Source organism: Gemmatimonadota bacterium (assembly GCA_041390125.1).
In the GTDB taxonomy this organism is placed as follows: Bacteria; Gemmatimonadota; Gemmatimonadetes; order Longimicrobiales; family Gaopeijiaceae; genus JAGQIF01.
Genome location: JAWKQN010000014.1, coordinates 37,121 through 50,483, shown reverse-complemented (window position 1 = coordinate 50,483; position 13,363 = coordinate 37,121). Strand labels below are relative to the sequence as shown.

The window sequence follows — 13,363 nt, the reverse complement described above, 5'->3', positions numbered from 1 at the left end:
GGTGTCTGCGTCAGCCTGGACCGTGAATTACCAGCGCCGCGGCCCGGCGTCAACGCAACGGAGCCGGAGCCCGCCCGGCGGCGAGCTCCGGCTCCAGTGGGATCGGGTCGATCCCGCGAATCCGATCAGCTGGCGGCGTCCTTGACCTTCTTCAGCGGACGCATCTTCACCTTCACCGAGGCGGGCTTGGCAGCGAACCACTGCTCTTCCTTGGTGAACGGATTGATGCCCTTGCGACGGGGCTTGGCCGGCACGTCCACGACCTTCACCTGGAACATCCCGGGCCAACGGAAACCACGCGCACCCTTCTTGTGCAGCGATCCCGCCACGGCCTGCTCGACGGCGTCGAGCACCTTGCGCACGTCCCTGGCAGCGACGCCCGACGCCTCACTGACGTGGGACACGAGGCCCGACTTGCTGAGCGTCTCCTTGATGGGCTTGGGAGCCGAGGCGCGAGCGGGGGCCTTCTTCGCCGCCTTCTTGGCAGCCGCCTTCTTGGGGGCCTTCTTGGCCGCCTTCTTGGCGGTCTTCTTCGCGGCTTTCTTCATCGCCATTGGAGTGTGATCTCCCGGGTCGAACGTTGTGGTTCGCTCAAGGACCGGTCGTTCCGGTCGCGGAACTGTAGGGCATGAAGGCCCGGTCGCCAAGTCCCCGTATCCCCTTTTTTTCAGGGGTTTTGGTGCTCATCTGTTTCCGGGGGCCGGAACCGGGAGGCTCCATCCAGGGTGCGGGACCGCGCGGCGCTGTGGAGGGTGGGCTCCGGAAAGGCCCTGGAAACCAGGCTCCCCCGTCCTGCGGACGGCTGCGGGAGCGCCCGCGCGCGGCGTCCGGGGAGGCGCGGTCGATCGATGAAAACCCCTTGAAATCAGGGAAAAGCCGTGTAGAACGACCGGTCGCTCGCAGCCAGCTCCCGGAGCAGGGGGGCAGGTTCGAAGCGCGGGCCCACGCGGCGTGCGAGCTCGTCCAGGCGCTCGACGATCGCACGCGGATGGAGACGGTCGGCGTGCCGGAGCAGACCACCCCGGAACGGCGGGAAGCCCGTCCCCATGATCATCGCCAGATCCACGTCCGCCGCCCGACCGACGATGCCGTCGGCGAGGATGCGGGCGGCCTCGTTGATCATGGTGAGCACCAGCCGCGCGGTGATGTCGCCGTCTTCCAGGGTGCGCCGCTCCGCGGGGACGGTCTCGCCGAGCACGCCGTAGACCTCGCCGTCCACGTCCTTCTCGCGCTCCCCCTCGTACGTGTAGAACCCCACTCCGCCCTTCCGCCCCAGGCGTCCGGAGGCGGCCATGCGCTCGAGCACGGGGGAAGGACGCATGCGCTCGCCGAGCGCCTCGAACAGCGTCGCGCCCGCGTGCTGGGCGATGTCGATGCCCACCTCGTCGATCAGGCGCAGCGGACCCATGGGCATCCCGAACGCCCGGGCGGCGCGATCGACCTGCTCCACGGAGGCGCCCTCACCCAGCAGGAAACCCGCCTCGTTCAGGTAGGGCCCCAGGATGCGGTTCACGAGGAACCCGGGCCCGTCCCGCACCACGACCGGGACCTTCCCCAGCCGCACGGACAGCCGGACGAGCGTGGCGACGGTGCCGGCGGACGTGGACGCACCGCGGACCACTTCGATGAGTGGCATACGGTGGACCGGATTGAAGAAGTGCAGCCCGCCGAAGCGTTCCGGGCGTGCGAGGGCGGTCGCCATCTCGTCGATCGACAGCGAGGAGGTGTTGGAGGCGAGGACCGCGTCCGGTCGCACCACGCCCTCCACCTCGGCCAACACGGCCTTCTTGACGGCCATCTTCTCCACGACGGCCTCCACGACCAGGTCCGCCTGGGCGAACCCGTCGTAGGTCACACCGCCGGAGATGCGCTCCATGCGCTGCGACGCGTCCCTCCGGTCCAGCTTGCGCCGCTCCACCGCCTTGCGGAACAGGCCCTGGGCGTGGGCCAGCGCATGCCCGACGGCGTCGTGTCGGATGTCCTTCACGCGCACGCTCAGACCGTTGTAGGCGGCCAGCTGCGCGATCCCTCCCCCCATCACCCCGGCACCGAGGATCCCCAGGTGCTCGACCGGCAACGCCGTCGCCGACGGGTCGGTGGAGCCCCCCTTGCGCGCCGCTTCGCGTAGGTGGAAGACGTGGATGAGGTTCTTCGAGACGGCCGACGCGATCAGCTCTCCGGCCGCTTCCGCCTCATACGCGAGAGCCTGCCGGAGGGAAGACCCACGGGAGCGCCGCACGACGTCGAGGATCTTCAGCGGTGCCGGATAGTGACCGCCCGTCTGCGCCAGGACGCGCTTGCGCGCCTGCGCGAGGACGATGGGAGCCCCCGGTCCATCCAGGACGCGCGTGACCAGCCCGCGGCCGTCCTTGTGCGCGAGAGGCGGGCCGGCGATCCGCTCCAGGAGGAAGGCGCGTGCGGCCTCGGCGAAGCCGGCGGCCGGCAGGACGGCGTCGACCAGGCCGCGCCGCTGGGCGCGGCGAGCGTCCAGGGTCTTGCCGGTAAGCAGCAGGTCGAGCGCGGCCTGCAGGCCGACGAGCCGCGGCAACCGTGTGGTGCCGCCCCAGGCCGGCAGGATCCCGAGTTGCACCTCGGGCAGGCCGAGGCTGGTGCGCGGGCTGTCGGACGCCACGCGGTGGCGGCAGGCGAGCGAGAGCTCGACCCCACCGCCGAGGCAGGTTCCGTCGATCGCCGAGAGCGTGGGAACGGGCAGCTCGTCCACGCGCAGGAACAGGTGCTGTCCGAAGCGGGCGGCCTCCTGGCCCTCCGCAGGATGCTCCACCGCCGCGATGGCGTTGACGTCCGCGCCCGCGATGAAGGTGCCGCTCTTCCCGCTCCGGAAGAGGACGCCGCGCACGCGGCCCCCGGCCACCTCGCCGTCGACCGTGTCCAGGAGCTCCGAGAGGCGTCGGAGCACGGGCTCCGTGAACAGGTTGACGGAGCGCGTGGGATCGTCGAAGAGGATCTCGGCGACCCCGTCGTCGTCGACGTGCAGGAACGGTCCCGTCTGCGGCTCGCTCGCGGTGGTCATGGGCTCAAGCTAGCAGGTCGGCGAACGCTACGCGTACCCGGTCCGGTCGTCCGCGCGCAGGACCGGATGCCGGGAACGCGAAGCGGCCCCGGGGATCGTCCCCCGGGGCCGCTGCGTGGTGCGGACGCCCGCCCGTGCGGGCCGCGTGCCGTTCCCTACAGCTTGGGACGGCGCTGCGCGTTGGCCGGCGTGAGCGTCACCGGGACCGGATCGCCGCCCTCGACGGTGAAGGGCACGTTCCAGTACAGCTCCTGGAACGGCAGCTCCTCGCGTGCGCTCGCCCACCACTGCCCGGCCCGCAGCTCGATGGTCAGCGAGCCGTTGGCGTCGGTGGTGTCGGCGAGGATGTCGCGCCCGGCCGCGGTGGCCTTGGCGGCGAAGATGGTCGCGGTCTCCGCGAAGGCCTCGTCGGCCCACTGCTCACGCAGCAGGCGGACCTCGTCGGCGCGCTGGATCGTGGACTCCTGGAGTTCCGTGAACCGCTCGAACGCGGACTCCATGCGCCGCTGGGCCGTGCCCACACGCCGCTCCGCCTCCTGGAACTCGTTGAAGAGCTGCACGTAGCGGGTCTCGCCCCGGCTGAGCCCCTGGAGCTCCTGGTTGATGCTCTGGAGGTTGTCGCGCAGGGTCTGCCACTCGGTCTCGGCGGCCTTCCATTCCTCCTGCGCCGCAGCCACCTCGGACTGGGCCTGGAGGAGATCCTCGGGGATCGCCGGCTCCGGGCGCGCCGCAGACTGGGTCAGCGAGTCGAACACCGCGTCCCGATCGAACGGGTAGAAGCGCACCTCGAGGTTGGCGAGCGGACGGTTGACGGTCCCCTGTTCCGGGTCCTCCACTTCCGTCTCGGCCGTCAGAACCACCTGCGTCGGTCCGCACGCCACCACGGCGAGGGCCAGCAGTGCGGTCGGGATGAACTTCCGCGCCATGGGCGATCTCCATGCTTCGGTTTTGGGAACAGGGAGCCGAAGGTACAAGGCGCCTCCCGACCGATCAAGAACGGGGCGGCGCCTCCGGGGGGTCCGCCGGTGGGTCCAGCACCGGGCCGTAGATCAGCACCCGTGTGGGTCCGATGGCGTCCGTGAGGACGTCCAGATCGCCGGCGTCGAGGGCCTGCGTGGCCTCGAGCGGCACCCGCGGGGAACGTCCGGCGCGGAGGTCCCGGGCCACGCGGGCCGCGGCCCGATCCGGGCTGGCTTCCCGGGCCAGCCAGGCGTTGCGGAAGCGGCGCCGGAGCCAGGCGAACTGGCGCTCGTCCCTCCAGCTCTCCAGGTCCTCCAGCAGCACGGCGGCCTCCAGGCGGCGCGCCCAGCGCTCCGCGGCCTCGGGGGTCACGGCGGCGGTGATGGAAAGGACCGGGCCCTCCGGGGCATGCAGCAGCTCCACGTCCGCCGAGTACAGCCCCGGATCGGGGGGGGTGGGGGAGAGCACCTCCTCGAGATGCCGCACGTAGAGGTCGAGCACCGTGGGATCCAGATCCGCTCGCACCGGCGCGTCCACCGTCACCCACGCGTTGGTGATGGGGCGGTCCAGCCGCTCGTGCCGGCCCTCGCTCCAGGCGCGGGTGCGAGGCGCTCCGGCCGCGGTCTGCCCGGAGTCGGGGCGCTGGGGCCGGGCCAGCGGGCTTCCCGGCGGCGCGACCACGGCCCACACCGCGGCCTCGTCCCGGGGGGTCGACCGCCAACGCTCGACATCGGCCGCGCCGAGGGTCTCCAGCTCCGCGCGGCGGCCTTGCAGGCTCGCGCCCCAGCGCCCGTCGAAGATCAGCGCCGCCCGCTCTTCCTCGAAGGTCCGGACGGGTGCTCCCTCCTCGAAGCGGAGCTGGCGTACCAGGTCGGCCTGCACGCGCTCCAGGGCCGCTCCATCCACCCGCCGCGCATCCACGACCGTCTGGAACCGGTCCAGGTCTGCGGCGGCGGTCCCGGGCGGGGCCAGGAGCGTCACCTCGGTGTCGAAGCGCCCGACCCGGACGCGGGTCGTGGCGGCGCTGCCGGCCAGGGCCTCCCGAAGCTCTTCCTCGAGGAGACGCCCGTAGACCCAGGCCATGCCGGAGGCGCCGGGGGGATCGTGGGCGGCGCCGAAGGGAAGGAGCACGGCCGCGCCCACGAGAGGCGTGGCGGCGGTGACCGCCGGGGGCGGCGGAGGCGTAGGCGCCGCCGAGTCGGCCGCCGGAGCGGTCTGGAGGGCAGCCGCCACCACGGCGCCTGCGAGCGCGTGGATCACGAGCCCAGCTCCGCCCGCACCGGCGGCGCGGCCAGGAGGCGGTCGAAGAAGGCGACCAGCGCGCTGCGGTCGAGCCCGGCGAGGGCGTCCGCATAGCGAGCCGCCGCCGTGGGGTCGCCCCCGCCTTCCGCGAAGGCTCCCACCAGCTCCGCGACCCCCTCGGCCGTGGCGCTGCGCCGCACCCAGGCCCGCTGGATCTCCAGCACGGCCTCCTGCACGGCCGCCTCGCTCAGCCCGTCCCGGGTGGTGCGCACCAGCTCCTGCACCGTGCGGCGGAGACGGGCCGCATCCTGGCGGTAGGCGCCGCCCACGAGCACGAGCGTGGACGAGCAGCCCGAATCGACCAGCTCGAGCGTGAGCTGGAGACCGGCGTCGACCGAGCCTACGGCCCGACCCACCAGACGGGCTGCGACCTCGGCCCGGGGGTCGTCGGCCGGTCCCGCCGGCCGCGCCTCGCCGTACCACTGCCGGAGCACCTGCGTGCGGCCGGGGCGCTCGGGCGCGGGCTCCGCCGCATACGTGCGCCCGGAGCCGGTCGCCTGGCCCGCGCCCAGCTCCGGGAGCGACGCCAGCACCACTTCCAGCGGCAGGTCGCCGGCCACGACCAGCGTCGTGGATTCCGGGTCGGCATGGGTGGAGCGCCAGAGCGCCGCCAGGTCCGGGGCACGCAGGCTCGTGAGGCTCTCCCGCGTGCCGGCGAGCGGTGGTGTGCCGGGGCAGGTCGGTTGCGCGAGACGCGCCGCCAGGTTGCGTTCCGCGGACTCCAGATCCCGGTCCAGCGCGGCCAGGACGGTGCTCGTGGCCCGGCGCACGAGGACGGGATCGGTCTCGGGTGGGGACACCGCGATCCGCAGCACCTCGAAGAGATGGTCCACGTCCAGGCCGGACCCGCTCACGGCGTAGGCGATGCCCTGGTGGGTGCGACGCACGGAGAAGTGGGCGCCCAGCCGCTCTGCATGCGCTTCGGCGCGCCGTTGGGCCAGGAGGGCCAACACCTGGCCGGCACCTGCGCGCTCGGCCGTCTCCTGCAGGGGGACGAACCAGCGCAGCGCGACGCGTGGATCGCCCGGTCGCTCCACCAGCAGCAGGCGCGGGCGCTCGGGCAGGATCACGACCGAATCCGCCCGGATCCAGGGGGCGGGAGCCTCCTGGGGCGAGAGCGCCAGCGCGAGCAGCAAGGTCTTCAGCATGGGCGATAAAAGAGCGGGCGCCCCGTTCGGGCGCCCGCTCCGGTTGCGGCAGGAGGCGGAGGCGTGCGCCCTACGGGATGGCCTGGATCACGTAGTTCATCGGGTTCACGGGAGTCCCGCTGACCCGCACCTCGTAGTGCAAGTGTGACGCCGTGGCCAGGCCCGTGTTCCCGACGCGGGCGATGACGTCTCCGCGCGAGACGCGCTGTCCCTTGCGGACCAGCAGCTCCGAGGCGTGGCCGTAGCGCGTCTCGTACCCGTAGCCGTGGTCGATCACGACCACGAGCCCATACCCGTTCATGCGCCCGGCGAACTCGACGACACCCTGCGCCGCGGCGGTGATGGGCGTGCCCTTGGGGGCGACGAGGTCGACGCCCTCATGCGGCAGCACCTCGTTGTGGATCGGGTGGAGCCGCGCCTTGGAGAAGCTGCTCGACACCATGCCGTCGGCGGGCAGGATGGACGGCACCGACTCGAGCAGGTCGTGATACGCCTGCAGGGAGTCGCTGGCCTGTGCGAGGCTCTCGCCGAGCAGGCGTACGCGCCGCTCCAGCGCATTCAGATCGTAGGAGACCGCGAAGACGTCCTTGCCGGCCACCGAGTCCACGGACCATAGCGCGTGGGACCGCGGATCGCTCGTGCCCGGACCTCCGACACCCACCTCGAGCACTTCTTCGTCGATGGGGTCGAGGCCGGCGAGGAGACGGTACTGCCGATCCTGCTCCGACAGCTTGCCCACCGCGCCCTCGAGGGTGGACATCTGCCCGCGGATGGTGGAGAGCTCCGCCTCCAGCAGCGCGTTGGTGCGGGCCAGGTGCGAGGCGCGCACCCAGGCCGCGCCGCCCACTCCGTTGAGTCCGAGCAACAGCACGAGCACCAGCAACAGGCCGCCCACGCTCCCGGCGAGCCAGCGAAGCTTGCGCTCCGATAGACTGAACTGGCGGACAGAGGTGTCCTCCCCTGCGACGAACAGGATTGTCCACTTCTTTCCGCGCATTCGTCTCTCCGGCCCCGGTTCGTCGGTCAGGTCGTCAGTCCAGAACGTACCCGCGCCGCGGGGGCACGGTCAAGCAATTTCCAAACCCCGTTGGACGCCCGAGGATCCCCTCCCACGTGGCGTCCGCGCAACGCTCCGGACGCCCGCCGCGGGGTCGGGGCCACGGTCCGCGGCCGGGCTCGCAACCCCCGCCGGGGGAGCGTTTCAGGCCTTGGGGAAGAGCGGATCTCCCTTCCGCACGGTCCGTCCAGCCGGCGCGTCGTTCCCCGCCTCGGCGAGCGTGGGAACCGCCGGGAGGCCCAGGTGGCCGGCAAGGCGGGACATCTTTTCCGGCAGGACCGGCTCCAGGAGCGCGACCAACCAGACCAGGCTCCGGTAGAGCGTGGCCAGGGTCTCGTCCAGCGGTGCCGGGTCTTCGGCTTTGGCCTGAGCCCAGGGCTGGCGCTCCTCCACGTAGACGTTCGCCGTGCGGGCCAGGTCCATGGCCGCCCCGAGGGCGTCGTGCACGCGCAGGGATCCGTAGGCCGCCTGCACCTGGACGCGCGCGTCGCGGACGGCCTCGTCCAGATCGCGGCCCGGTGCATCGGGCACCATCCCCCCGCGGTACCGTTCGATCATCGACGTCACGCGGCTGGCCAGGTTGCCGAGCACGTTGGCCAGCTCCTCGTACCGCATGAGGAAGCGTTCCTCGGTGAACGACGCATCCTGTCCGACCGGCATCTCGCGCAGCAGGTACCAGCGCACCGCGTCGGTGCCGTAGGCGCTGCGGAGCTGGAGCGGGTCGATCACGTTCCCCAGCGACTTGGACATCTTGCGTCCCCCGGCCACCCACCAGCCGTGCGCCAGGATCTGGAGGGGCAGGGGCAGGTCGGCCGCCATCAGCAGCGTGGGCCAGTACACGGCATGCGTGGTGAGGATGTCCTTCCCCACGATGTGCAGCTGGCAGGGCCACCAGGAGTCGTGGGCCGTCTCTCCGAACCCCTGCTCCCCATCCGCCGCGTCGGGGCGGATGCGACCGGACGCGGTCACATAGTTGAAGAGCGCGTCCACCCAGACGTAGGCCACATGGGCCTCGTCGAACGGCAGCGTGATGCCCCATTCGAGACGTGTCTTGGGGCGGGAGACCGAGAGGTCTTCGAGCGGGCTGCGCAGGAAGCCCAACACCTCGTTGCGCCGGCTGGCGGGAACGATCCAGTCCGGGTTCTCCTCGATGTGCCGGATCAGACGCTCCTGGTAGGCGCTCATCCGGAAGAACCAGTTCTTCTCCTGGATCTGGCGCACGGGCCGGCCACAGTCCGGGCAGGTCTGATCCGGGCCCAGATCCTTCTCGGTCCAGTACCGTTCGTCGTGGACGCAGTACCAGCCCTGGTAGTCTGCGGCGTAGATGTCACCCTTCTCGTAGAGCCGGCGGTAGACGGCCTGCACCACCGCGACGTGCTCGGGCTCCGTGGTGCGGATGAACCGATCGAACGAGACGTCCATGTCCTGCCAGGCCGCGCGGAAGCGCTCCGCCATGTCGTCCGCGAGCTGGAGCGGCGCGATCCCGCGGCGCCCCGCTTCCTCCTGCATCTTCTGCCCGTGCTCGTCTGTACCGGTCAGGAACAGGACCGCGTGCCCCGCCTGCCGGTGATAGCGCGCCAGGGCGTCGGCGAGCAGCGTGGTGTAGGCATGCCCCAGGTGAGGCTCGCCGGACGCGTAGTAGATGGGCGTCGTGAGGAAGAAGCGTTCGGTCACGGTGTGCGTCCGGTCAGCGGGTCGTTCGCGGAAGTGGGGGCGCGAGCTCGGGCTCCGGGACGCTCACGCGTCGCTCCGTCCGCTGCGGTCGTTGGAGCCGCGGTCGGCCACCTCGTCCTTCAGCTGCTCCAGAGGCACGGTGCGTCGCACGCCCTCCGCGTTCTTCAGCGTCACGGTCTCGGCCCAGATGTCCACGGAGACCACGCGCTCGGGTCCGGTTGGCGTACGCAGCGTGCGTCCCTCGCGCGGGAAGCGCCGACGGGCCTGCACGTAGGTCTCGTGCTCGTACATCAGGCAGCACATCAGCCGCCCGCAGCAGCCGGAGATCTGGGCGGGATTGAGGCTCAGCCGTTGGTCCTTGGCCAACTGCAGGCTGACGGGCTTGAGCTCCGTCAACCACGTGGAGCAGCACAGCTCGCGGCCGCAGCGGCCCACCCCACCCAGGAGGGCGGCCTCGTCCCGGACGCCGATCTGTTTGAGCTCGATCCGCGTGCGGAACGTCCGAGCCAGGTCGCGGACCAGCTCCCGGAAGTCCACCCGACGCTCGGCGGTGAAGTAGATGATCAGCTTGTTGCGGTCGAGCTGCCACTCCGCCTCCGTGACCTTCATCTTGAGGCCGTGCTTCTTGACCAGCTCGCGGGTGGACAGGCGGACGCGATCTTCGTCGGCGCGCAGCGCGTGGGCGCGTTGCCGCTCGTCGGTGCGTGCAAGGCGTAGCACGCGCTTCTCGGGAACCGGCGTGCTGCACCCTCCCGAGCTCGAGCACTTGCGCTCCGCGATGGACCCGACGGCCGACACCACGCCGAGGTCCTCGCCCCGGTCGGCCTCCACGATCACGTCGGCCCCGACCTGCAAGGACAGGTCGTGGAACGTGAAATAGCTCTTGCGCGTCCCCTTGAAACGGACCTCTGCGAATCCTTTCACCGCACTACTCGACCCAGTGTCCCATTCGCTCGAATTTCTCCCAGCGTTGGGCCAGGAGCTCGTCCTCCGGTAGGCGTTCGAGCTGGCACAGGTTCCGATCCAGGGCTTCGGCCAGCGTATCCGCCACGAGATCCGGGTCCGAATGCGCTCCGCCGGCCGGCTCCGGGATGACCTCGTCCGCGACACCCAGACGCAACAGGTCCTGGGAGGTCAGCTTCAGCGCTTCCGCGGCTCGCTCGCGATGCTCGGCGCTCCGCCACAGGATGGCGGCGCAGCCTTCGGGCGAGATCACCGAATAGACCGAGTGCTCGAGCATCAGGATCCGGTCGGACACGCCGAGCGCCAGCGCGCCGCCCGAGCCGCCCTCGCCGATCACACAGCTGACGATGGGCGTGCGCAGGCGCGCCATCTCCCGCAGGTTCATGGCGATCGCCTCGGCCTGTCCTCGTTCCTCCGCACCGATCCCCGGGTAGGCGCCGGGGGTGTCGATCAGCGTCACGACGGGCCGGCGGAACTTCTCGGCCTGGCGCATGAGCCGGAGCGCCTTGCGGTAGCCTTCCGGATGGGGCATGCCGAAGTTGCGCCGCAGGTTCTCCTTCATGTCGCGGCCCTTCTGGTGCCCGATGAGCATGACGGAGCGGGCGCCCAGGCGGGCCCAGCCTCCGACGATGGCCTCGTCGTCGCGGAAGGCACGGTCGCCGTGCAGCTCCATCCAGTCCGTGGTCATGCGCTGCACGTAGTCCAGCGTGTACGGCCGCCGGGGGTGGCGGGCCACCTGCACCCGTTCGAGTGGGGTCAGCTCGTCGTACGTCTCCGCCCGCTTCCGATGCAGCTTCTCCCGCAGGGCGGCGATCTCGTCCGCGACGTCGATGCCCTTCCCTTCGGCGGCGTCGGTCAGCTTCTGGATCTGGGTCTCGAGCTCGGCGATCTCCCGCTCGAAGTCGAGATGCGTCGATGAGGCCACGCGTGTCTCCGGCCGTTGGAAAGCAGGGGGTCAGCGGGATGCCGGACGGACGTCCTTGAGCACCCATCCGTCGGGGTCCAGCACCACCTCGTGCGGCGCGCTCCGGGTCGAGAAGGTACCCTCGTGGACCCGTCCGTCCAGTTGCACACGCGTGCGCAGCGGGCCGCGCTCCGTGCGCGCCTCCAGCTCGATCGGCATCCGGAAGGCGGGCCACGACGGGTCCTGCACCTGTGCGATCCGGTAGCGTACGGCACCCGCCGAGGGGTCCCACGTCCACTCCACCTCGAAGATCGGATAGCCGGGCTGGCGCAGCCACTGGTCGAAGAACCCATCGAGATCCTGCCCGCTGGCCGCCTCCATGACCCGCTGGAAATCCTCCGAGAGGGCGTTGCCCCCTTCGTAGGCGGCGTAGTAGTCCCGGATGCCGGCGAAGAAGGCCTCATCCCCGATGAGGCCGCGCAGCATGTGCAGGACCCACCCGCCCTTCGGATAGTTGTTGGCGTTGAGAAGGGCGAACAGGTCCTCGGATCCCGACAGGATCGGCTGCCCCACCACCGGTGAGCCGATGTACGAGCGCCGATTCTCCTCCATCAGCGCGCGGAAGGCCTCCACACCGTCGGCGTCCTCGAAGAACTGGTCGCCGAAGTAGGTGGCGAAGCCCTCGGACAGCCACAGGTGGCTCCATTCGGCTTCGGTGGCGCTGTCCCCGAACCACTGGTGGGCGATCTCGTGCGAGACGGTGCCCTCGATGTTGGCGCCGCGGGCGATGGCGTTCTCGGAGTAGAAGATGGCCGAGGCGTTCTCCATGCCGCCGAAGCGGGTGGAGGACTGCACGTTCATCAGCTTCTCGTACGGGAACGGGCCGAAGCGGTCCGTGAAATAGTCCACCATGCGGGCGGCCCGGCGGAACGAAGGGGCGGCCCGGGCCGTGTCGGCCGGGAAGACCAGGTAGCCCACCTCGATGCAGCCGTCCGGTCGGGGGGACGCCGGGGCGTTCCCGCAGGCGGCCGTGCCCACGGAGCGCTCGGCCAGCACGGCGGCGCCCACCACCATCGTGTAGGCCGGGATCTCCACGTCGGAGGCCCAGACCCAGGTGCGGTGGGCGGCGGGCCCGGCATAGCCCAGCGCGCGCAGCGTCGATTCGGCCGTGGGAGCGGGCTCCCCCGTCAGGGCGCCATTGGCGATGACCGTCCAGGCCGACGGCGCGTGGACCTCGAAGCGGATCGTGGCCTTGTCGGACGGGTGGTCCACCGAGGGGAACCAGAAGCGGGCGCGGTTCGGCCAGTTGTCGGCGAACACGGACGGATCGCCGTGGACGTTCGCCTGCTGGATCAGCCCGTCGTCGGGGGTCCCGGCGTAGGCCAGCTCCACCCGGTGTCGCCCCCCTCCCGCGCCCGGGAGCGGCACGTGCACCTTCCCCGCGTCCTGGCGCACCTGGACGGGGCGACCGTCCACCGTGGCGGCCGTGACGGCCAGCCCGGTGAGGTCGAGCGCCACCTCGCGGGCCCCCTGAGCCGCCTCCAGGTCGAGGGTGGCCCGGGCCGCGATGGCGCCGCCCGCCGGCGGCAGGGCCAATTCGATGTCGTAGGACCGGACGTCGGGGGCGTCGGCATACTCCCCGGGCGCCGGGGCCCGACCGGCCGGGATGGGGGCGGGCTCGACCACCGCCGCAGGGGGCCGGGCGACGACCGCGGCCGTCGGGGCCGATGCGGCCGGAGCCCCGCCCGTCCCGCATCCGGCCAGTGCCAGCAGGGCCAGGGGGGCCGCCCGGCGGGCGGTCCTGCGTGTGGAGCGAAACATGCATCCCCTCCCGGGAGCGTCAGCGGGCGCCGTCGTGGTCGTGCCACGGAAGATCCGTGGAGCGGACGGCGCGGAGCAAGGCGGCCCCCGGTCGGGGCCGAACGGAGGAGGGATGGAAGCGGACCGATCCTCGGGAGCCGCGGGGGCCGATGCCCTGCCGCTGGAGTTCCCCGACCCGGTCGTCGTGAAGGTGGACGGGGTGATCGCCGACCTGGTGCCGGGATACCTCCAGGCCCGCCGGGCCGAGGTGCTCACGTTGTCCGCCGCCGTGCAGACGAGCGACCTGGCAGCCCTCCAGCTCGCCGGTCACCGCCTGAAGGGCTCGGGCGCCGGGTACGGCTTCCCCGAGATCACCGCCTTCGGCGGCGCCATCGAGGATGCGGCCAGCGTGGGCGACATGGCCGGTGTGGTCCGCGCCGTCCGCGGCCTGGCGAGCTACCTCGACGCGGTGCGGTTGGAGCTGCCGTAGGGCGGGGGGTCGGCCCGGGCGACGACGCCTGCGG

Annotated in this window: 11 protein-coding genes; 1 reads left to right on the top strand and 10 read right to left on the bottom strand. The window is 71.6% G+C overall.

Annotation, left to right across the window (positions count from 1 at the left end; all coding sequences use genetic code 11):
* Window positions 1-125: 125 nt before the first annotated feature.
* The 10 genes from R3E98_15840 to R3E98_15795 form a co-directional block, all read right to left on the bottom strand.
* Window positions 126-548, bottom strand: coding sequence for an HU family DNA-binding protein (locus R3E98_15840; GenBank protein ID MEZ4424883.1), 423 nt, complete (start codon window positions 546-548; stop codon window positions 126-128).
* A 317-nt stretch (window positions 549-865) separates the two neighbouring features.
* Window positions 866-3,031, bottom strand: a complete 2,166-nt coding sequence (locus R3E98_15835; protein MEZ4424882.1) for a 3-hydroxyacyl-CoA dehydrogenase NAD-binding domain-containing protein — start codon at window positions 3,029-3,031, stop codon at window positions 866-868.
* 155 nt (window positions 3,032-3,186) lie between these two features.
* Window positions 3,187-3,957, bottom strand: coding sequence for a hypothetical protein (locus tag R3E98_15830; protein ID MEZ4424881.1), 771 nt, complete (start codon window positions 3,955-3,957; stop codon window positions 3,187-3,189).
* Window positions 3,958-4,021: 64 nt separating this feature from the next.
* Window positions 4,022-5,251, bottom strand: coding sequence for a hypothetical protein (locus tag R3E98_15825; protein MEZ4424880.1), 1,230 nt, complete (start codon window positions 5,249-5,251; stop codon window positions 4,022-4,024).
* Window positions 5,248-6,441, bottom strand: coding sequence for a hypothetical protein (locus R3E98_15820; GenBank protein ID MEZ4424879.1), 1,194 nt, complete (start codon window positions 6,439-6,441; stop codon window positions 5,248-5,250). Before R3E98_15820 ends, R3E98_15825 begins: the two co-directional genes overlap by 4 nt.
* A gap of 70 nt (window positions 6,442-6,511) precedes the next feature.
* A complete protein-coding gene (locus R3E98_15815; protein MEZ4424878.1) occupies window positions 6,512-7,438 on the bottom strand; it encodes a M23 family metallopeptidase in 927 nt (308 codons plus the stop codon).
* Window positions 7,439-7,642: 204 nt separating this feature from the next.
* Window positions 7,643-9,172 (bottom strand): methionine--tRNA ligase, encoded by a 1,530-nt coding sequence (gene metG / locus R3E98_15810; protein MEZ4424877.1) that lies wholly within the window; start codon window positions 9,170-9,172, stop codon window positions 7,643-7,645.
* A gap of 63 nt (window positions 9,173-9,235) precedes the next feature.
* Complete coding sequence (ricT, locus tag R3E98_15805) at window positions 9,236-10,096, bottom strand: regulatory iron-sulfur-containing complex subunit RicT (GenBank protein ID MEZ4424876.1); 861 nt, start codon at window positions 10,094-10,096, stop codon at window positions 9,236-9,238.
* 4 nt (window positions 10,097-10,100) lie between these two features.
* The gene (locus R3E98_15800) at window positions 10,101-11,060 is read right to left on the bottom strand and encodes an acetyl-CoA carboxylase carboxyltransferase subunit alpha (GenBank protein ID MEZ4424875.1); all 960 of its coding nucleotides are present in this window, start codon (window positions 11,058-11,060) and stop codon (window positions 10,101-10,103) included.
* Between the two features lie 30 nt (window positions 11,061-11,090).
* The gene (locus tag R3E98_15795) at window positions 11,091-12,860 is read right to left on the bottom strand and encodes a M1 family metallopeptidase (protein MEZ4424874.1); all 1,770 of its coding nucleotides are present in this window, start codon (window positions 12,858-12,860) and stop codon (window positions 11,091-11,093) included.
* A gap of 112 nt (window positions 12,861-12,972) precedes the next feature.
* On the opposite strand from R3E98_15795, the gene R3E98_15790 reads away from it, so the two are divergent.
* Window positions 12,973-13,329: an Hpt domain-containing protein gene (locus R3E98_15790; GenBank protein MEZ4424873.1), complete on the top strand. Its 357-nt coding sequence runs from the start codon at window positions 12,973-12,975 to the stop codon at window positions 13,327-13,329.
* Window positions 13,330-13,363 lie beyond the last annotated feature (34 nt).